Genomic DNA, 20,944 nt, shown 5'->3' with positions numbered 1-20,944 from the left:
GGAGGGACGCATATGGAACAGCCAAAAGAAAAAGAAGTGCTTTTAGAGGTCAATCAATTATCCATCCAATTCCAGTTGAAAAATGGCAAAGAGGCGAAGGTTGTTGAAGATGTAAACTTTACTATTCATAAAGGAGAAACCGTTGCACTGGTAGGTGAATCAGGAAGCGGCAAAAGTATCACCTCCTTAGCGATTATGCGTTTACTGCCCATACCACCAGGTGAAATTACAGCAGGTTCCATTGCCTTAAACGGTAAAAATCTACTCGCCTATAAACAGAAAGAGATGAGCCGTATTCGTGGTAATGAAATTAGTATGATTTTTCAAGAACCTATGACCTCTTTAGATCCCGTCTTTACGATTGGCAATCAAATGATTGAGGGCATTCGCAGACATCAAAAGGTATCGAGAAAAGAGGCATGGAAGAAAGCATTACTACTTTTACAGGAGGTAGGGATTGCCAATGCAGAAAAGGTGATTGCTGAATATCCTCATCAACTATCAGGGGGAATGCGGCAACGTGTCATGATTGCTATTGCGATGTCTAATAATCCGCAGCTATTGATTGCAGATGAACCAACCACAGCACTGGATGTGACGGTACAGGCACAAATTTTAAAGCTGATGCTGAAAATGAAGAAAGAGCATCAGTCGGCCATTTTATTTATTACACATGATATGAGTGTTGTTGCAGAAACAGCCGATCGTGTCATGGTGATGTATGCAGGGCAAATTGTCGAGGAAGCTCCAGTGAGAGAGCTCTTTTTAAATCCGCAGCATCCTTATACAACTGCTCTCTTAAAAACGATGCCTAGCCTTGATTCAGATGTCAAAAGGCTGCCGTCGATCCCTGGCACCGTACCACCAGCGTATGCATTGCCTGGTGGCTGTCGCTTTGCCCCACGCTGTCCACATGCGATGGCACATTGCCATGTGGAGCAACCGGCTATCCATTACATTCAAGAGGCACATAAAGTACGCTGTCATTTATTCACAGAGAAAGGGGAGCTGGCTCATGATGGAGAAAGAAGTTTTGCTGGAAATTAATCATTTAAAAGCCTACTTTCCTGTGAAACGCAAATCGATGAAGGAAGAAAAAAAGGTCATCAAGGCGGTTGACGATATTTCAATAGAGATTTTTAGAGGAGAAACATTGGGCATTGTAGGAGAATCAGGCTCAGGCAAATCAACCTTTGGGCGAACGATTTTAAAGCTCGTTGAACCAACAGCAGGGGAAGTATTGTATAAAGGGCAGCCAATCCAGCATTTAAAGGGCAGTAAGCTACAAAGTTATCGCAATCAAATGCAAATGATTTTTCAAGATCCCTTTTCCTCCCTTAATCCTCGGATGCGGGTAGGCTCTATTATCGAGGAACCGATGAAACTGCAATTAACATTGACGAAGGAACAACGAAAAGAGCGTGTGAAGGAGCTCTTACAAAAGGTAGGGCTACCTGAGGATGCCATGCATAAGTTTCCGCATGAATTTTCTGGTGGGCAGCGACAACGAATTGGTATTGCCCGAGCATTAGCGATACACCCAGAATTCATTATTGCTGATGAGCCGGTATCTGCTCTGGATGTGTCGGTGCAATCGCAAGTTCTTAATCTCATGATGGATTTACAAGATGAATTTCAATTAACCTATTTATTTATTTCACATGACTTAAGTGTTGTGAAGCATATTAGTGACCGTGTGGCAGTGCTGTATTTAGGAAGAGTTGTGGAGATTGGGACAAAGAAGGAGCTCTATGCCAATCCATTACATCCCTACACACAAGCATTGCTATCTGCTATACCAGTCGTTAATTTTGATGAGCCGAAACAAGAAATACTTTTACAAGGTGAATTACCAAGTCCAATGAATCCACCTGTTGGCTGTGTCTTTCATACCCGTTGTCCATTTGTGATGGAAAGATGTCATCAGGAAAGACCGATGCTTCAACATGAAAATGACCATCAACGAGTGGCTTGCTTTTTATATGATAAATAATCAGAAAATTAAATTTATTCTAGAGTGGAGGTGTTGCAGATGTTTGGCAATATAACGGATGTGCCAGGTGTCAAAGTCGGACATCGTGAAAATAAGGAAGGGATTACGGGCTGCACGGTGCTATTAGTAGAAAGTGGGGCGGTGTGTGGAGTGGATGTTCGAGGCTCTGCACCAGGCACTCGTGAAACAGATGCATTAGACCCTATTAATGAAATTGATCGAGTCCACGCCATCTGTTTAGCTGGGGGCAGCGCCTTCGGATTAGATGCTGCCACAGGTGTCATGCAATTTTTAGCCGAGCAAGGAATTGGTGTCGATGCAGGTGTGGCAAAAATACCGATTGTGCCGAGTGCTGTTCTCTTTGACTTATTTATCGGTGATCCCCATGCTCGACCTACTGCGCAAATGGGCTATGAAGCGGCACAAGCAGCACAAGTTGGCCCATTTACCAATGGCAATATAGGTGCTGGCTATGGCGCAACTATTGGCAAACTAGCAGGACCTAATTTTGCGATGAAGGGTGGGCTTGGTAGTGCTTCCTATGCGGGGAAAGATGGTCTCGTAGCAGGAGCCATCGTGGCAGTGAATGCCGTGGGAGATGTCAAGGACCCTGCTACACGGCAAATTTTAGCAGGAGCCAGAGATGCGCATTCTGGTCAGTGGGTGGATTGCTGTGCCTATTTAGAGCAGCATGCACAATCAGAGGCATTAGCTGGCACTAATACAACGATCGGTGTGGTAGCAGTGAATGCCAAGTTAACGAAGGCAGAGGCTAAAAAAATTGCACAGCTTACGCAAAATGCTTTAGCACGAACGATTTATCCCGTTCATACCATGCTGGATGGCGATACGATTTTTGTGCTAGGGACAGGCGATCAACCTTATGCACTTGATTATCTAGGACATTTAGCAACAAAGGTAATGGAGGAAGCTATTCTCGCTGGCATTAAAGGCGCTGATAAATTGGCAGATGTTGAAAGCTATACAAGCATTCAAAGATAGGCATATGGGAAAAGGGGGAACGACTATGCAATGGAAAAAAAGAGGACTGATGCTCGTGACATTGTTATTAGCAATTATCATGACAGCATGTTCAGGTGATGGAAAGAAAAATACGACAGGTTCAAGTTCTACAGATGGTCAAACAGTAGCCGATGTTCCACAGGAAATCGTTGTACGTGTCAATGACGATCCAGATTTTTTAGATCCACATAAGGCTACAGCGTCTATTTCCTATCAAATGATACTTAATCTGTTTGAAGGGCTTATGGCACCTGAAACGGATGGTTCCTTGAAAGAGGGGCTTGCAGAGAGCTACGACATCTCGGAGGATGGTTTAACGTATACGTTTAAAATACGCCAAGGTGTGAAGTTTCATAATGGTGATGATTTAACGATGGAGGATATCCAATATTCCTTTGACCGTTTAATGGGGAAAAATGGTGGGGAGAAAATGTCTAATAACTTTGATAATGTAGCATCTACAGAGGCACCTGATGCGACTACATTTATTATCAAGTTAAAAGAGCCGAACTCTAATTTCTTGTATTCATTAACAGCAAGACAATCAGCTATTATTCCTAAAAGTAATGATGGTAAGCATAATGAAAACCCAATTGGGACAGGACCATTTGCCTTTGTAAAATACGCACCTGGCACCAATTTAGAGCTCAAGAAAAATGAGCAGTATTGGCAGGAAGGATTGCCTTATTTGAATAAAGTAACCTTTGCCTTCCAATCAGATGATCAGGCAGCCATTATGAGCTTGATGGCGAATGAGGTAGATTTAACGAGTGTTCCTTGGCATCGTGTTGGTGAGGTAGAGGGTAGCTATAATTTATCCCATCAAAATAATAACTCATCATTAATCGTTACTTTTAACGAAACAAAGGCACCTTTTGATAATGTGAAGGTTCGTCAAGCGATCAATTACGCCATTAGTAAATCCGATATTATTGATTCTGTATTTGCGGGCTATGCTGTTCCTCTTGGATCTAATATGAGTCCAGCAATGGGAGACTTCCAAAAGAAGGGCTTAGAAAGCATGTATGAGCGAGATGTGGAAAAAGCGAAAGCCTTATTAGCGGAAGCGGGTTATCCTGATGGCTTTAAAACAAAAATAACGGTGTCTTCACATAATGATATTTACTCAAATATTGCCCAAATTGTAGTGGCTAATTTGCAGGAAATTGGCATTGATGTAGAAATTGAAGTAGTTGAATGGGGTATCTGGCTAGATCGTGTGTACTTTGGTCGCGACTATGAGATGACAACGATTGATTTAACAGGTCGTGCATCTGCCTTTGAAATTTTGAATGACTATATCTCCACAAATGATAGTGAAAACTTCTTCCTGTTTAAAAACGAAGAATACGACAAAATTATGGCTGATGTCTTGAAGGAAACTGATCAAGCTAAACAAATCGACTACTACCATCGTGCACAGGAAATTTTAGCAGAGCAAGCTACTGCGGTTTACATTGCTGATTATCAAATCGTGTGGGGTACTGACAAACAAGTGACGGGGCTTAAGAGTTATCCATTCTGGTTCCATGATATGTCTGAGGTTAAGTTTTCAAACTAGAAAGGGATGAATGCTTATGATGTATATCCTACGTCGAATCATCCTGTTAATAATCACCATCCTTCTAGTATCCATCATTACATTTGGCGTTTTTCAAATATTACCTGGTGATCCGGTTCGCACGATGTTAGGGACGGAGGCGGATCCCACACAAATTGAAAATTTACGATCTGAGCTCGGCTTGGATCGTCCTCTTTATGAACAATATGTAGATTGGATGAAGGGCTTATTGACAGGGCAATTAGGGAATTCCATTCGATTTTCCATGCCAGTAAAAGAATTATTATTTGATCGACTTCCTGTCACCATGTCATTAGCAGGGCTTACCCTTATTATGGTCTTAATCATTTCCTTACCTTTAGGGATGTTTGCTGCAAGAAGACAAAATAAATTAAGTGATGTGTCATTATCCACTATGACGCAAATTGGGATGGCAGTACCATCCTTTTGGCTAGGGATGATGCTTATTCTTTACATTGGCTTACAGTTTAGCTTCTTTAAAATTAGTGGCTATATTCCTTGGACCCAAAGTATAGCAGGAGCACTTAGCACGCTTATTCTTCCAGCTTTAACGATTGCCATTCCACAAATTGCGGTGAATTTCCGTTATGTCCGTACAGCTATTCTAGAACAAGTCCAACTCGATTATGTCCGTACAATTCGCAGTAAAGGGATGTCTGAACAAAATGTAATGTATAAGCATGTATTAAAAAATTCGATGATCCCGATTTTAACGGTTTTTGGTTTGATCATGGCAGAGGTAGTAGCAGGAACGATTATTGTGGAGCAGGTGTTTTCCTTGCCAGGTATCGGTCAGCTACTAATTACGGCTATTAGTAATCGTGATTTTCCACTTGTGCAGGGGATTGTCATGTATATTACAGTAGCTGTCGTCATGATTAATTTTATCGTTGATGTTTTATATTCTGTGTTGGACCCTAGAATTCGATTACGTTAAGAGGTGGCTATCATGAAACAACTACAGCGCTATACTAAAAAAATCAATTTAGTCATTGGTCTCCTCGTTATTGTCGGCTTTTTGCTCGTCATGCTTGTTAGTTTCTTTTATACACCACATGATGTCAATGCGATGAATATACCTGAAAAATTGCGTGGACCTGGTGGTGCCTATATGTTTGGAACAGATGAATTCGGGCGTGATATTTTTAGCCGCATTATGAAGGGGACACAAACAGCCTTTGCTGTGGGTCTATTAACCGTGGCAATTGGAACGGTGTTTGGCATTCTTATCGGTGGTATTGCGGGCTATATTGGTGGCTGGATCGATGAAATCTTTATGCGGACGATGGACGCTTTAATGGCTTTTCCAGGCATTATTTTAGCCTTAATGCTTGTAGCAGTATTCGGTCCAGGGATTACAAATACCGCTATAGCGCTTGGCATTATCGCTATTCCAGCTATTGCAAGGATTGCACGTAGTGGCTTTGTGCAGCAACGTGACTCGGAATATGTACTGGCAGCGAAATTAATCGGGGTCAAGCCTTATAGCATTATGTTCCGCCATATTTTACCGAACATTTCGTCGCAAATTATTGTGGCTGCAACCGTGACATTTGCGACGGCGATGTTAGCCGAGGCAGCACTAAGCTATTTAGGGCTTGGAGTACAACCACCAAACCCTAGCTGGGGCAGAATGTTAAAAGATTCACAAGCCTATTTAATCGGTGCCCCTTGGTATACGTATGCGCCAGGAGGAGCCATTACCATTCTTGTTCTTGGTTTATATATGCTCAGTAATGCTTTACGAGATTTTATGGACCCACGTTCAAAATCGTAACACATCAGGTGCTGTTTTTTGTAAGAGTTCATATGCCTTAACAGCCATTTCAATATTGAGGCGATGGGGAGCTTGTAAAAAATCAGCACCTAATATACTTTCTAGCCGTTCAATTCGTTTATAGAGTGTTTGACGGACGATAAACAGCTGTTCTGCTGTATCATTTTTAGCCCCGTTACAGGCCAAATAAACAGCTAATGTTTGAAATAAATCAAGGCTACTTTTTTGATCTAATAACAATATCTCTTGTAAATAATCTTTCACAAATTGTAGGAGAGCTGTCTGATCCTGCTGTAATAATAATCGATAGACACCTAGATCCTTATAGTAGATGGAGCTAGCCAATTGCTGATGTTGCATTTGAATGGCCGATTTCGCCTCTTTATAGCCAAGATGAACACTTTCAATCGACTGATAGACATTGCTAATGCCACAGCTAAGGATAAGCTGTTCAAAAAACTGTGCTGCTTTTCTCGCTATAATCTGTGAAATGGCTTGATCGAAGGAATCACGATTGTCTTTCATATAATCTGCGGCAATAAAAAAGGCTAAAATAATAATCTCATGCTGTCGTACCGAAACAGTAGGGAAAAATCCGAGCTTTTTTAAAATTGAGCGAATATACATGGCATTTTGGAGCTGTATTTCCTGCCACTCTTCTTCAGACACTGTATTAGCTTTATCATGAAGATTGAATACGACGACTCGGTAAAATAAATTACGACTCTCGATTGGCAAATAGCTTTGATAGTATGGTATATCAACGGGCTGTCCTTGAATTAAGGCAAGGATAAATTCATCCTCACGGCTTTGCTGTCGCTCCTGCAGCATGCGATTACGCATTAAAATATGGGCTATTGACATCGTAGCCCGTTCTAGATTCAACAAGGTGTAATCACTCGGCTTTGGCAGTCCAGAATGCATACATAAATAGCCCCAAACTTGTCCAAGTCCATTCACAGGGATGATGACAAAATGATCCTTATCAATGGATAAAAGGTGCAGAGGCTCTTGTATTTCTAACTGCTGACAATGCTCCTCCATAACACGCAAGTATTTTTTAGCCTCCACAGGATAATAAAAGCTTTTTGTATCTTCTGAGACAAATAAAAAGGGCGCATCCGTATCTTGGTGGAGAACTTGTAATATTTTTAAAATTCCATTTGGCATTAACGATAATTCCATAAATGTTTTGGAGAGTGTATCTAGCTGTGTTAGTGCCTGCTGGTGTTGATTAATTATGTACGTGTGTAAATCTTGCGTAATATCGATAAATCGTACAATGTCTTCAAAAATAATAATTGGGAAATGATGGGCGTTCGCCATAGCAATCAATTCTACAGGGACATGATCGAAATAGTCTCCAATTTCTATACAAAGACCAGCAGCTTCATTGCGAATAAGGTTTTGTAAGTAGGCGATTTGTGTTTCACGTTCGAGCTGTAAACCAACACCAGTAGTTAAAATCAATTCACCACCATTAATTAATGTATCAAAATCTTTGATTTCTAATATATGTGTCCATAAAACTTGGCGATCAAGACCATGCTGCCCAGCGATAAGCTTCGCTGATTCAAAATGCTTGCGCTTGAGGACATCACGTACGAGTAGAGGATGTTTCGCCATCAATTAGCACCTGCCCTTCGAATGTACAATGTCTATTTCATTATGTTAGAGAAATCAGAAAATTTCAATATTAACTAGTTTAATAGGGAAAATGGTGATAGATAAAAAGACATCGATGATCACGATTGGAGGTCATGATATGGAGCAGAACGATCAATTCACACATGATTTACAACAAAAAGACCATGAAAATGATTGGCATCATATGTCTATGTACAATGACAATGCGCCCCCTATTATTGAACAGGGAGAAGGAGCATGGATTACCGATAGTTTAGGCAACCGCTTTTTAGATGGCATGTCAGGCTTATGGGCAGTGAACGTAGGCTATGGCCGTGAGCGTCTTGCTAAAGTTGCGTATGAGCAACTGAAAAAGCTATGCTATGCCCCTTTAACCCAAAGTCATGAACCGGCCATCAGACTCGCTGAAAAAATGAACAGCTTACTAGAAGATGACTATATGATGTTTTATTCCAATAGCAGTTCGGACGCGAATGAAGTAGCCTTTAAGCTAATACGTCAATACCATCAACAAAATGGGGAAGGAACTCGTTATAAAATCATTGCTCGTTATCGAGGTTATCATGGCAGTTCACTGGGGGCATTGGCAGCCACAGGACAGGCCTTACGTAAATATAAATATGAACCCTTAACACCAGGCTTTTTGCATGTTGCCCCACCTGATCATTATCGTCGACCAAAAGGGCAGCCCGTGGAGGCGTATAGTTTAGCATGTGCTCGTGAAATCGAGGAAAAGATCATTTGGGAGCAAAAAGAAACAATAGCGGCCGTTATTATGGAGCCACTGATTACTGGTGGTGGCGTTCTTATTCCACACCCTACTTATGTTAAGGAAGTCGAGCGCATTTGTAGACGACATGGGGTATTACTTATCATTGATGAAGTCATATGTGGCTTTGGACGAACAGGGATGCTATTTGGTCATCAGCATTTTGACATTCGACCAGATGTCATTACTATGGGAAAGGGGTTAACAAGTGCCTACCTACCGTTATCCATCACGGCTGTACGCAAAGACATTTATGAAAAATTTAAAGAGATGGATGGCTATAGTCATTTTCGGCATATTAATACGTTTGGTGGTAATCCAGCAGCCTGTGCAGTGGCTTTAGAAAATATAAAAATCATAGAAGAAGAAGGGCTCGTACAGCGCGCAAGAGATTTGGGTATACAATTGCTACATGATTTGCAAGACTTATTGGAGCTACCCTTTGTTGGAGATATACGAGGGCTTGGGTTGCTCATAGGCATCGAGCTTGTCGAAGATAAACCATCACAAGCACCCGCAAAGCCAGAGCGAATAGCGAAAATTATAGCTGATTGTCAAGCAAACGGGTTAATTGTTGGGAGAAATGGTGAAACAGTAGAGGGCTATCATCATATCATTATATTAAGTCCGCCACTTTGCTGTACTGATGAGGATCTTGATTTTATGGTAGCCGTGTTAAAAAGAGTATTGGCAGCCAATGTTTAGTACGTGGCGATTCCAAACATGTGGAAATACAAGGAATCGCCTTTAATAGTGTCGTTTATGCCCCTTTTTTACATCCTCCCAGTCAATCTCGATGTTATGCAAAACACGCGTTAGTAGATTGTGGATGCTGTCGATCTCTTCAGTGGAAAAACCTGCAAGTGCACGAGCATTGGAATATTCGCCCTCTCGTTTCAAAAAAGGATAAATCTCTAAGCTTTTTGTTGTTGGGAAGAGCAATTTATTTTTTTTATTTCCTTGTTCAATACGCTTTTCAATAAAGCCCTTGGTCTCTAATTTTTGAATAGCCCGCGAAGCAGTCGTACGATCCACCTTTAATAGCTCTGCAACTTTTTCTTGAATGATACCAGGATTTTCACAAATTCGGATGACATATAAATATTGTCCCTTTGTTAAATCCAACTCCTTAAATTCAATATTACTAATTGAGTCTAATGCCCGTGCAATAGCACCTATTTCACGTAAAATTTCTTTCATGGTCGATCCTCCTGAAATTTTTATTGTATTTGCAATAAAAATTATTCTATACTAATAGTATCATCTTCGAAGTGAAATTGCACCTAGTGAAGATGGTCAATAGGAGAAACTAGGAGGAATATTCATGAGCATAAAAAAAGTGACAACTGAAGAAGAATTACAAACAGCGTTCGATTTTCGTCGACATGTTTTTATTGAAGAACAACAAGTACCTGAGGTAGAAGAGTACGATGAATTTGATTCGCTCGATGCACCATGTGATCATATTCTTGTGTATTACAAGGAGCAACCTGTTGGAACAGGCAGGCTTCGCATTGTGGAGGGCTATGGCAAACTAGAACGTATTTGTATATTGGAACAATACCGTAAATTTGGCCTGGGGAAAGAAATCATTATGGGCTTAGAGCAAATCGCACGAGACAAAGGTTTAACAAAAGCAAAGCTGAATGCCCAGTCCTATGCAGAAGGTTTTTATGAAAAATTAGGCTACCAGCGTGAAGGCGAAGAATTCATGGATTGTGGCATCCCACATATTTTAATGAAAAAATATTGGTAGTGGACGAAAGCGTCTTTTCAATAACCTTCCTCATTAGTGCTAGATTTTGTCACTTAGTATTCGTTTGCAGGGAGAAGAGGGAAGATCTGCTTTCGATAAAGTATACAATTCGATGGCACTACTTATGTTTAGCTGCCATTAGAAAGGCTCCTCCTTAGCTAAGGGGAGCCATTTTTTGCACGACGGATTCTAGTTTCAATTAAAAACTACCTTCATAAAGAAAGTTGGGCAGCTTTCAATTATTTTTCTTTGACAATCGTACCTGCGAAATTGTCATGAGGTAGACATTGTCCATGCTGTTGCTCAAAGGTCTGGCGATTTTTTAGATAATCAAACGTACTGAGGGTGTCTCGATAAGCCATTCGTTTAATTATTTGACCGTCTGATAGTGGATGGCCATCTTCATTTTCAAGTGCCAGTTTCATTGCTTTGTAGCCAATGGTTTGTCCATTTTGACGGAGCTGTGCATATTCTAGTGCCCATAGCACGGCTGTTGGCGTAACGAGCGCATGAACGACTTCGTTTTTCACTTTTTTTCGTAGGAAATATTCAACACCCAACGTGACTGCGGTTGATATCGCTGTATCGATTAAAAATGCTGCTGTTCGTCTTTTTGTGATCGACTCCATGTATGTCCTCCTTTATTACTCTGTCACTAGTACATACGAAACATAAGGACAAGAAGTTTCGCGTTAATCTTGATTTATTTCCAATGGCAATACGGGATAAGAGGGAATGGCCCCATGCTTCGTTGTCGAAATCCCTGCATAACGGTTTGCAAAAGTGAGCAGGGACATCGCATGCTGTTCGCAATAGGTTTCAACATCAGCTACTGCTAGTTGATGTTGAAGGAATTTACTTAAAACTGCCCCAATAAATGCATCTCCAGCCCCTGTCGTATCGACAGTTTGTACCTCCTTAGCAGGAGCCTTTACATGAAGCTTTTTCGTATATAAAGTAGCCCCAGCAGCGCCATGTGTAATGATGATGACGGCTACATGCCCCTGAAATAATGCTTGGACGGCCGCCTGTTCCTCCTCTACTGCTGTTAAAAACAATAGCTCCTCCTCTGAAAGCTTCACAATATGTGCTTTAGGTAGAAAGGCGAGGATGGTTGCCCGACACGCAGTCTCATCCTGCCATAAAGGTAAGCGCACATTCGGATCAAAGGAAACAAGACTACCTGCTTGATGTGCCTGTTCAATAAAAGCAAGATGTGCTTGCTTCATAGGGCTTTCCACAAGATTAACAGAGCAAAAATGAACGATATCTTGTGCAGTGAGTAATTGTAAGGGGAGATAGTCTTGCTTGTACAATAAGTCCGCAGCATGTCGGCGATAAAATTGAAAATCACGCTCACCGTGACCATTTAATGAGACAAAAGCAAGACTTGTTTCTCCATCAGCTGTTTGGCGAATGTACTGCGTGTCTACACCTGTTTGCTGTAACGTTTTTATTAGGAAATCGCCAAAGGCATCCTGACCGACCTGTGTTAGAAGAGCTGCCTGCTGACCCAGCTTTGCACAGACCGCTGCTACATTTGCAGGTGCACCACCCGCATGTTTAGTAAAGTGCTCGATATCGGCAAGGGAGCCATGCTGCTCTGTTGGCGTAAAATCAATTAGTAATTCCCCTATAGTAAAGAGCTTGCTCATGAGGATGCCTCCTGTGGCAGCCGCTTTTTCTTCGGAATGTAAACTGTATAGAAAATACCTCCGAAAATAAGCAGGATACCTAACGTTTGCATAATGCTTGGCATAAAATCAAGCAACAGCATATCCAGTAAAATCGCGACAACAGGGTCAACGAACACTAATACGGATACAAGAATGGTTGTAAGGTTGCGAATACTATCAAAAAATAAATAGTAAACAAATCCTGTATGAATAAAGCCTGTGCCCAAAATATAAAACCAATTGGAAGTGGTTAATCCCTCAAACAAGGAGAAGTCGATGAAAGGCAGTAGTATGACGATACCAACCGTTGTTTGAATATAGGTTAACGCATAGGAGCTAAGCTTCGTAATGGTTTTGCTTGTTAGCATGGTGAGGGCATAAAATACCGCTGACAGTAATGCCCACACAAAACCAGATTGCATAAACTCTGAGAAAGACACAAAGTTATGGAGACCAATGATGAAAATACTACCAATAAAGCAAGTGATGGTTGCTACAAGTGCTTGAATGGTCATTTTTTCCTTTAAAAAGATAGCGCCTAAAATTAAGACAAAAATAGGGGCTAAATTATAGATGGAAATGGCAATCGAAATCGACATTTCTTCAAAGGCTTTAAATAAAAATACCCAGTTTAAAACGATAAAGACGCCACAAATAATTGTTTGGAGAATTTCCTTCTTATCCCAAACCTCTGATTTATGCCCCCCTGTAATAAGCCACATTCCTCCTAGAAAGAGGGTGGCACAAATGCATCGAACAAAGACAAGCTCTGTAGCAGGAACACCAGTATGAACCGTAAAAAAGCCTATGGAACCAAACAGTGCCATGGAGACGGTTAGTTTAATCATTGCGGAGATGTTCATACGACACCTTCTTTCTATTTTTTGTAAAATTATTAAAGCAAATAAGTAACGCGCGGCTTTCTTTTATTCACGAATTTGGCCGTTGCCATATATGAAATATTTAGTTGAGGTTAACGCTGGCAAGCCCATTGGCCCACGAGCATGTAGTTTTTGCGTACTAATGCCAATTTCTGCACCATAGCCAAATTCAAAGCCATCCGTGAAGCGGGTAGAGGCATTATGATAAACAGCCGCTGCATCGACATTATTTAAAAATGTTTCTGCGACCAATTGATCTTCTGTAATGATCGCTTCAGAATGATGTGTGCCAAAGCGATGAATATGCTCAATTGCTTCATAGACATTTTCCACCAATTTAACACTTATTGTTAAATCAAGATATTCCATCGCATAGTCTTCCTCCGTAGCTGGAAGAGCAGCCTCAAATAGCTGACATACTTGTTCATCACCGATGATGGTCACACCTGCGTCATGTAGTGCTGTTAACAGTTGCATACCATGAGACTTAAACCAAATAGGATGAATGAGTAAGCTTTCTGCTGCATTGCAAACAGAAGGGCGCTGCGTTTTAGCATTCAGGCAAATTTTTTCTGCTTTTATGTAATCCGCCATTTGATCCACGTAAATGTGACAGTTGCCCGCACCTGTTTCAAGTACAGGGACAGTTGCTTCCTTCACAACTAAATCAATAAGCGCTTTGCCGCCACGAGGAATTAATACATCTAAGTACTCTTTTAAATGAAATAATTCTTTCACCGTTTCACGACTTGTATCCTCAATTAATTGCACAGCCTCTATAGGAATAGATGTTTTAGCAAGTGCACGGTGGATACTTGCCACTAGGGCGGTATTTGAAAATTTAGCTGAGGAGCTGCCACGTAAAATGACGGCATTGCCTGTTTTCAGAGAGAGAGTCGCTGCATCTACTGTGACATTTGGGCGTGCCTCATAAATCATACCAATGACCCCAAGTGGTACAATCCGCTTTTCGATGTGTAAGCCATTCTCTTTATCAATCTGCTCAATAACTGTGCCTACTGGATCTTGTAGGGAGACAAGTAAATGAATGGCATCGGCCATTGCCATTATACGTTCTTCATTGAGCATCATTCGATCTAGTGTAGAAGCAGGCAAGCTCTGTTTCTCACCCAGTGCTAAATCTTTGGCATTTTCAGCCATAATAGTATGCTGGTCAATGATTAACTGTTCTGCAATTTTTGTTAGCGCCTCATTCTTTTCACAGGTCGTTTTAATATTTAATATGTAGCTGGCAGCCTTTGCCCGTTGTCCTTTTCCTTGAATTTCACTTGTCATTCGTCATTCCTCCCTCATTCGTTTGAATTTTCAGCCATTTATCTCTGTGTATCACCTCAATAGGGCATTTCGACAATGTATCCGTCCGTTTTCCCATTGCTACAGTTAACTCTAGGGAAGAGTACAGTACTTCGCCACGTCCTAATAAACCTTGTTCACTATAAACTTCTACAACATCCCCATTGTCAAAATCACCTTCTACACGATATACGCCAGCGGGTAATAAGCTTTTGCCATTGTCCATTAACGCCTTTTCAGCACCACTATCTATAAAAATTTTACCAGAAACTTCCGTAAGTGCAATCCACTGTTTATGATTTGTTAAAATCGCAAGTTCATCATGCTCGACATAAGTGCCATCCCCATGGCCTGCTAAAATAGCAAGTAGTTTATGTGCACCTTGACCTGTTCCGATAAATACTTTCACACCTGCACGTAGCGCTGTTCGGGCTGCCAATAGCTTAGATGCCATGCCACCCGTGCCAACCTTTGAACCTGTACCATCAGCAAAGCTTAACATGTCATCGGTAATAGCTGTTAACCGATCAATACGTTCCGCCTGCGGATTTTTAGCAGGATTGGCATTATATAAGCCATTGATGTCTGTTAAAATGATGAGCTGATCTGCATGGACAAGACCACTTACAAGTGCGGACAGCATATCATTATCCCCAAATGTCAATTCACTAATAGATACTGTATCGTTTTCATTAATAATTGGTAGCATGGAACGTTCTAATAATTCCTCGAAAGTAGCATAGGCATTTTTATAGCATTCTTTTTTAGAAAAATCTGTGCGTGTCAGTAAAATTTGAGCAGGCGTTATATCGTAAATGCTAAATAAGGCACTGTATGTTTGGATCAGTAAGCTCTGTCCAACAGCTGCCGCGGCCTGTTTTCCTTTTACCGTTACAGGACGAGCAGGGTAGCCAAGTTGTTTAAAACCAGCGGCTACTGCACCCGATGATACAAGCAAAACTTCATGACCCTGCTTCTTTAATTCGGCGATTGCCTGCACATGATCCATTAAACGAACTTTATCGATTTCGCCTTTTACATTTGTTAAAGAGCTACTGCCAATCTTCACAACAATCCTTTTTCTCTCCATCACACTACCTCCAGTTGTCTTATGTTCGTCATTGCTTTGTTAAATAGAGCAATGACGTTTCATCTTTGACACCAAAATTTTGCTGAATCAAGATAAAAAAAGCCTTTTCATCCTAAAAATTAGGACGAAAAGACTTGCCTTCCGTGGTACCACCTACATTGAACATCATGCGACATTCCACTTTTCTCATAACGCTAGAGACTGCGCCTAGTTTGGCCAGGACGTTTTACGAAGTAGGTTCATCAGTCTTCCTTGTACAATGCCTTACAGCCGATGGGCATTGCTCTCTTTTCAAGCAGTGGCTAACTACTAGTCTCCGTTCGTTTTCTCATCATGGAGTTGGTAACTATTGACTAAAGAATGCACTACTTCCTAAAGTCTGTCAAGCTGAATAGTGAAATTACTTGAAAGTTTTGATAAATTAAGAAGGAGAGATTCAAAAATGCTAAAGAGGCAACCTATTCGATTATTTAAACCACCAAATGGCAATGAACAGGGGAAGCATAGCCAAAACAATGACAAAAAAACTCCAAATAACTTGTTTACCTGTTGACATATTTCTTGGTTTAATACTCATTTGTTCATAAAGCTGGTTAATGGCACGTTGCTCTTTCAAATAAAGCATTGCTTGAAATTCTTCGTAATCTTGAATATAGCTGGAGGGGGGACGTGGACTAAAGCGTAAATTTCGAATGGAGTCCGTAATCTCTTGATCGCCCATCCAATAGGTGATCACTGGAGCGAGACCTGCGTTTTGTGCGGCCTTGACGTCAATGTCATGTGATTTCATTTTATAGTAAATCTGTCCATGCTCATCCTCATACTGCGTAACAATATCACTTACTGCCATTAACAATCACCTCTTATGGAAGTTATCTATTTTTTCATGAGTTTCTACTATTATAATGGATTAGGGGAGAAAAGTATCGCATGAACGAGCAGAATTTGTGAAATGAAAATTTGTGAAAAATTTTTGATAAAGTCATAAACTTACTTCTAATGAGTACAACGTCATGTAGTATAATGTAAATAGTTTTTTAAAAGAAGTTGAAAGAAGGGAAAGTTTTGGAAATTTCAACATTATTCGCGTTTTTAGGGGCTGCTATTATTTTAACCATTATGCCAGGGCCAGATAATTTATTTGTACTTGCCCAAAGCATTACACAAGATAAAAAGGCTGGTATTGCTACATCCCTTGGTCTATGTACAGGGCTCCTTGTCCATATTAGTGCAGCAGTACTTGGTATATCTGCGATTATTTATCAATCCACAATCATTTTTTCAATTGTCAAATTTGCAGGAGCAGCCTATCTATTATATTTAGCTTGGCAATCATTTCGAGCCAAGGGAGATCCATTTACCTTACAGCAACAAAATACACAAGCTTATATTACATTATATAAAAAAGGCATTTTAATGAATATTTTAAATCCAAAAGTATCATTATTTTTCTTAGCGTTATTACCACAGTTTGTGAATCCCGCACAGGGACATGTTGCGTTTCAAATGCTTATTTTGGGTATAGTATTTTTAGTGCAAGCACTCGTATTATTTTCGTTATTTAGTATATTTGCAGGGAAAGTCAGAAAACTCATTATTGGTCAACCTGCAATTGCGAAGCGATTAAATATGATTCAAGGTATCCTCTTCACATTTATCGGGATACAAATTGCCATCAGCAAACAGTAGGAGGAATGGTCATGGCTATTTTACATATTACCTTTAGCTTAGCAACGCAGGGCTCCCTGAAGTTTGCAATTCGTCAGCATCATTTGCAGCGTAATGAAACGGTTTTAAGTGTCCATGATGATTTCTCAATTGGACCACTTCAACATTTAGAAGAACGTAAAACTTGGTTAAACACTCATATTTTTAAGGATAATGAAGATCAGCAATTGTATGATGATATGTATGAGAACTGGATGAAAAAAATCGCAAGTTTACCTTGTGATTTGGATGTATGGATTTGGTATAGTCAAAACACACACGAACAAATTGGCCTGCGCTGTGTGATGAGTGAGTTGATTCATAAATGTAGTATGGTTTATGGAATTGATACAACTGAGGGTTTGAAACGATTGCAGCCTAATATGAGTATTCGTCATACAGGGGAGCTTTCCTCCAATATGCTCATGAAGCTTCGTCCTGAGGCCAAACGATTTTCTGTCCAAGCATGCCAACAACTCGCGAAGGAATGGGAAGATATCAAAAAACAGCCAAGTACGTTGCGATTGTGGAAAAATGAGCTAGTGCATGTAGAGGAAGATGCGCTGGATACACTCATTATGGCTAGTGCAAAAGAGTTGCAGATCCAGTACAAGGAAGAATGGCTGATGCCTACACATATTTTGGCTCAAACATTTGGGGCAATTGATCATTATGTCGGGGATGAATTTGTAGAGTATCGCTTAAGGACCCTCGTCGAGCAAGGATTGTTTGAGATTCAAGGTGATATAACGGACATCTTTTCATATCAGGTTAAAGTACGTTAGCATATGGAAAATAACAACACAACTAAATGAACGAGCAATAAAAAAGATCAGGAGCGCAAAGCCTGATCTTTTCTATTGCTCCAAATTCATGAAGCAGTTGTTCTATGCATAACAGGATATTTAAGTCTCTATCTAGTTATACGAAGTGCTTTCATGTTGATAGCGCGTTACATATTCATCTTTCATTAACAAACTTTGACAAGCCAAACCATTTTCGTGATAAATCTCTTTATCCACATTTAATTCTATACTTCTATTTGAATTTGTATACTTAGACTCATGATTAACAATAGATAATTTAACCTCGTCTAGCCATTCCATTGAAAATTGACTTTTTGCAGCTGCATAATAGATGGTTTTGATTGTATGATTCTCGTTATTTGAAATTTCTACCCATACATTGACACCACTACTTGGACCTGCACCACCATAGGGTTCATAATAAGCGTTCGCTGTGTATTTTCCAGAAGGGGATGATACAGATTCGGGTCCTTTTTGCATCAGTTTTTTATCTATAGTTCTAAATGTAAAAAAGTATTGGATAGATATAAATAGACCAAAAAACAGGACTAAACCCGCCACAAATGCTGTTAATGTTTTTTTAGGGAAATGATTCCGCTTAAAAAAGAAAATGATTAATTTGCTAACAAAAATGAAAAATAATAGCAATGTAAATTAAAATACAAAGAAGCCAATCGTGTTAAGGTATAAATGCAAATTATTACCTCCTTAGTATGATGAACAGGTTAATAGATTGTATAGTGGTAATTAGAAATTTAACATGTTTTTCTACAGTTATCGTTAAAAATCTTTATGTTCAAAGCAAAAATCAAAATAAAGCGAGTAACATTGACACCGAGGTGATGTTGTTACTCGCTCTTTTTCTATTTTTTTTCATAAAAATCGAAGACAAACTGTTTAAATTGGCGTGCAGAGGGGGGAAGATAGCGATTGTCAATCCAAGCCATGCCGATAATTCGTTCACATACCATATCCTCAACATGGATTTTAACGATTTTCTTCGGATTTAAATCCTCATCATCTGGAAGTAAGGAAACGCCCAGCCCCGCACCTACAAAACCAGCAATGGTCGATACTTCGTCCCCTTCATAAGAAATTTTAGGCTTTATGCCAGCAGCATTTAACAATCGATCAGCAGAGCGGCGCAGTGCATAGCCCTTTTTCATGAGCACAAAGTTTTCATGCTCCAGCTCTTTCATTTTAATGCTTTTACGATGTGCAAGCGGATGATCAATCGGTACCATAATAAAAAGCTCATCTCGCCATAATTCCTTCCAACATACTGGCGGCTCTGTATCAATGGCTGCCAATAAGCAAAGGTCTAATTCACCAGCCAATAATTGTTTTAATTGTGAGTGAGAGTAGTTTTGCGTGAAATGAAAACGAATATGGGGGTGTTTCTGACGAAAAGCACGAATCAAGTCTGGTACGATACTCGTTCCAAGCGTATGTAAAAAACCGAGTGATACATCGCCGAGCTCTGGATTATTAAGCTCTTGTAATTCTAAAACAGCCTTTTCATATTCTTTGCGCATTCGCAGTACACGATATAAAAACAGTTCACCATATCGGTTAAGCATAATTGAGCGCCCTTGTCTGTCGAAAAGCGGTACACCTAATTCTTCTTCCAGCTTTGAAATAGAACGACTAAGTGCTGGTTGTGAAATCGCTAATGCTTCAGCAGCTCGTGTCATATGCTCTAACTTTGCCACGGTTACAAAATATTCCAATTGTTGCCACTCCATTTTTTCACCTCTTTTCTCGTTATTTTTAAGTTATCTGCATTATAACGGGAAACAGAGTGGAAGTATAGGTTGCAAATTATTTTTAAAAGGACGTTGCATTTTATTAGCAGAATGGAAAAGTTAAGTAGCAAAAGTGTGATAGCACAGCGGTTAAGTTGACATCATTCATGCATGGTACACATTGATTTGATAAAAACTATAAATTATACATTATGAATAAAGGGTGGTAAGATAGACACATAAAATACACAATTATAAATTTCCGTGAAGGGGATATCATAAAATGAAGTTAACTAAGCCACAACCTCTAACTATTGAGGGAGGCAAAAAAGCCGTACTATTACTGCATGGATTCACAGGTAGCACAAAAGATGTGAAAAAACTAGGAGAATTTTTATCTCAACGAGGTTATACCGTTCATGCACCAATTTATAGTGGGCATGGTGTAGAACCAGAAGCATTATTAGAAACAAAACCAGAGGACTGGTGGAACGATGTAGTGGAAGGTTATAACTTCCTCCAAGAGAATGGCTATGAAGAAATCGCTGTTGTTGGGATTTCACTTGGTGGCGTCTTCTCATTAAAAGTAGCAGAGACGTTTCCAGTGAAAGCGTGTGTAGCGATGTGTGCACCAATTACACGTGATAATTCAAAAGGCTTATTTACACGTTTGTACCATTATGCTCGTTTATATAAACACTTTGAAAATAAATCAAAAGATCAAATCATTTCAGAATTACATGAATTACGCATTACACCAAAAGATTCTTTGGATGGCGTAACACGTTTAACAACTGAAACTCGTGAAGAATTATCAACGATCAAAGCACCTACACTTGTGTTACAAGGTTCACTAGATGATGACCTATACCAAGAAAGCGCACCTTTCATTTTAAATACAGTAGAAACAGACGACAAAGAAATCATTTGGTATGAAAATTCTGGTCACATTATTACATTAGATAAAGAACGTGATAAAGTGTATGAAGATGTTTATAAATTTTTAGATCATATTGAATGGTCAGTTGCAAACTAAGGAGGGGCTGTCAGCAGGCAGCTCTTTTTTTGTTCAATCAACTGAACTTTGTAGCATTCATCTAGATAAACGAAAAAACTATTGTAATTATAATAAATGCTTGATAACATGATGAAATTATAGTGAAAAATCATTCGATTAA

General features: G+C 39.9%; 21 protein-coding genes. 11 read left to right on the top strand and 10 right to left on the bottom strand.

Annotated elements, in window-relative coordinates; genetic code table 11:
• The first annotated feature begins 12 nt into the window (after positions 1-12).
• Genes MHI34_RS21515 through MHI34_RS21490 form a run of 6 tightly spaced genes read left to right on the top strand, consistent with a single transcriptional unit; the run spans position 13 to position 6,375 of the window.
• On the top strand, positions 13-1,047 hold the full coding sequence (locus MHI34_RS21515) for an ABC transporter ATP-binding protein (RefSeq protein ID WP_089932516.1): 1,035 nt from the start codon (positions 13-15) through the stop codon (positions 1,045-1,047).
• The gene (locus MHI34_RS21510) at positions 1,016-1,993 is read left to right on the top strand and encodes a dipeptide ABC transporter ATP-binding protein (RefSeq protein ID WP_089932514.1); all 978 of its coding nucleotides are present in this window, start codon (positions 1,016-1,018) and stop codon (positions 1,991-1,993) included. The genes MHI34_RS21515 and MHI34_RS21510 overlap by 32 nt, the downstream gene beginning before the upstream one ends.
• Positions 1,994-2,032: 39 nt before the next feature.
• Positions 2,033-2,995 (top strand): P1 family peptidase, encoded by a 963-nt coding sequence (locus MHI34_RS21505; protein ID WP_089932512.1) that lies wholly within the window; start codon positions 2,033-2,035, stop codon positions 2,993-2,995.
• 25 nt (positions 2,996-3,020) lie between these two features.
• A complete protein-coding gene (locus MHI34_RS21500; protein ID WP_089932510.1) occupies positions 3,021-4,577 on the top strand; it encodes an ABC transporter substrate-binding protein in 1,557 nt (518 codons plus the stop codon).
• 16 nt (positions 4,578-4,593) lie between these two features.
• On the top strand, positions 4,594-5,535 hold the full coding sequence (locus MHI34_RS21495) for an ABC transporter permease (protein WP_036123050.1): 942 nt from the start codon (positions 4,594-4,596) through the stop codon (positions 5,533-5,535).
• A 12-nt stretch (positions 5,536-5,547) separates the two neighbouring features.
• The gene (locus MHI34_RS21490) at positions 5,548-6,375 is read left to right on the top strand and encodes an ABC transporter permease (protein WP_249646014.1); all 828 of its coding nucleotides are present in this window, start codon (positions 5,548-5,550) and stop codon (positions 6,373-6,375) included.
• Here MHI34_RS21490 and MHI34_RS21485 read toward each other — a convergent pair.
• Positions 6,364-8,001 (bottom strand): PucR family transcriptional regulator ligand-binding domain-containing protein, encoded by a 1,638-nt coding sequence (locus MHI34_RS21485; RefSeq protein WP_058844699.1) that lies wholly within the window; start codon positions 7,999-8,001, stop codon positions 6,364-6,366. The genes MHI34_RS21490 and MHI34_RS21485 overlap by 12 nt on opposite strands.
• Positions 8,002-8,140: 139 nt before the next feature.
• Between MHI34_RS21485 and MHI34_RS21480 the strand changes: the two genes are divergently transcribed.
• On the top strand, positions 8,141-9,496 hold the full coding sequence (locus MHI34_RS21480) for an aspartate aminotransferase family protein (protein ID WP_340808774.1): 1,356 nt from the start codon (positions 8,141-8,143) through the stop codon (positions 9,494-9,496).
• A gap of 42 nt (positions 9,497-9,538) precedes the next feature.
• Here the strand turns inward: MHI34_RS21480 and MHI34_RS21475 are convergent, their stop codons facing one another.
• Positions 9,539-9,991 carry a MarR family transcriptional regulator gene (locus MHI34_RS21475; RefSeq protein ID WP_141903033.1) on the bottom strand — a complete coding sequence of 151 codons (453 nt, stop codon included), beginning with the start codon at positions 9,989-9,991 and terminating at the stop codon, positions 9,539-9,541.
• A 124-nt stretch (positions 9,992-10,115) separates the two neighbouring features.
• Between MHI34_RS21475 and MHI34_RS21470 the strand changes: the two genes are divergently transcribed.
• Positions 10,116-10,547 (top strand): GNAT family N-acetyltransferase, encoded by a 432-nt coding sequence (locus MHI34_RS21470; RefSeq protein WP_036126584.1) that lies wholly within the window; start codon positions 10,116-10,118, stop codon positions 10,545-10,547.
• 239 nt (positions 10,548-10,786) lie between these two features.
• Here MHI34_RS21470 and MHI34_RS21465 read toward each other — a convergent pair whose 3' ends face one another.
• From MHI34_RS21465 to MHI34_RS21440, 6 genes are all read right to left on the bottom strand, one after another.
• Positions 10,787-11,176 carry an RDD family protein gene (locus MHI34_RS21465; protein WP_036126586.1) on the bottom strand — a complete coding sequence of 130 codons (390 nt, stop codon included), beginning with the start codon at positions 11,174-11,176 and terminating at the stop codon, positions 10,787-10,789.
• A 63-nt stretch (positions 11,177-11,239) separates the two neighbouring features.
• On the bottom strand, positions 11,240-12,202 hold the full coding sequence (locus tag MHI34_RS21460) for a carbohydrate kinase (protein WP_036126588.1): 963 nt from the start codon (positions 12,200-12,202) through the stop codon (positions 11,240-11,242).
• Positions 12,199-13,086: a DMT family transporter gene (locus MHI34_RS21455; RefSeq protein ID WP_058844704.1), complete on the bottom strand. Its 888-nt coding sequence runs from the start codon at positions 13,084-13,086 to the stop codon at positions 12,199-12,201. Before MHI34_RS21455 ends, MHI34_RS21460 begins: the two co-directional genes overlap by 4 nt.
• 63 nt (positions 13,087-13,149) lie before the next feature.
• A complete protein-coding gene (locus MHI34_RS21450; RefSeq protein WP_101966826.1) occupies positions 13,150-14,400 on the bottom strand; it encodes a glutamate-5-semialdehyde dehydrogenase in 1,251 nt (416 codons plus the stop codon).
• Positions 14,390-15,508 (bottom strand): glutamate 5-kinase, encoded by a 1,119-nt coding sequence (gene proB, locus MHI34_RS21445; RefSeq protein ID WP_101966825.1) that lies wholly within the window; start codon positions 15,506-15,508, stop codon positions 14,390-14,392. Before proB ends, MHI34_RS21450 begins: the two co-directional genes overlap by 11 nt.
• Positions 15,509-15,974: 466 nt before the next feature.
• Positions 15,975-16,358, bottom strand: coding sequence for a sodium:proton antiporter (locus MHI34_RS21440; RefSeq protein WP_342503954.1), 384 nt, complete (start codon positions 16,356-16,358; stop codon positions 15,975-15,977).
• 215 nt (positions 16,359-16,573) lie between these two features.
• Here MHI34_RS21440 and MHI34_RS21435 point away from each other — a divergent pair, with 215 nt between their 5' ends.
• Positions 16,574-17,197: a LysE family translocator gene (locus tag MHI34_RS21435; protein ID WP_249646018.1), complete on the top strand. Its 624-nt coding sequence runs from the start codon at positions 16,574-16,576 to the stop codon at positions 17,195-17,197.
• 11 nt (positions 17,198-17,208) lie between these two features.
• Positions 17,209-18,000, top strand: a complete 792-nt coding sequence (locus MHI34_RS21430; RefSeq protein WP_342503953.1) for a DUF1835 domain-containing protein — start codon at positions 17,209-17,211, stop codon at positions 17,998-18,000.
• A gap of 132 nt (positions 18,001-18,132) precedes the next feature.
• Here the strand turns inward: MHI34_RS21430 and MHI34_RS21425 are convergent, their stop codons facing one another.
• Together MHI34_RS21425 and MHI34_RS21420 are read right to left on the bottom strand one after the other, a co-directional pair.
• Complete coding sequence (locus MHI34_RS21425; protein WP_342504494.1) at positions 18,133-18,582, bottom strand: DUF5412 family protein; 450 nt, start codon at positions 18,580-18,582, stop codon at positions 18,133-18,135.
• Between the two features lie 302 nt (positions 18,583-18,884).
• Positions 18,885-19,766: a LysR family transcriptional regulator gene (locus MHI34_RS21420; protein WP_089932495.1), complete on the bottom strand. Its 882-nt coding sequence runs from the start codon at positions 19,764-19,766 to the stop codon at positions 18,885-18,887.
• Between the two features lie 283 nt (positions 19,767-20,049).
• Between MHI34_RS21420 and MHI34_RS21415 the strand changes: the two genes are divergently transcribed.
• Positions 20,050-20,802 carry an alpha/beta fold hydrolase gene (locus MHI34_RS21415; RefSeq protein ID WP_036129148.1) on the top strand — a complete coding sequence of 251 codons (753 nt, stop codon included), beginning with the start codon at positions 20,050-20,052 and terminating at the stop codon, positions 20,800-20,802.
• The last annotated feature ends 142 nt before the right edge of the window (positions 20,803-20,944 follow it).

Origin of the sequence: Lysinibacillus sp. FSL L8-0126, assembly GCF_038630385.1 — a bacterium.
Taxonomy (GTDB): domain Bacteria; phylum Bacillota; class Bacilli; order Bacillales_A; family Planococcaceae; genus Lysinibacillus; species Lysinibacillus fusiformis_D.
Note: the sequence above shows the minus strand (reverse complement) of the source record. Positions and strands in the feature narration are given on the sequence as shown.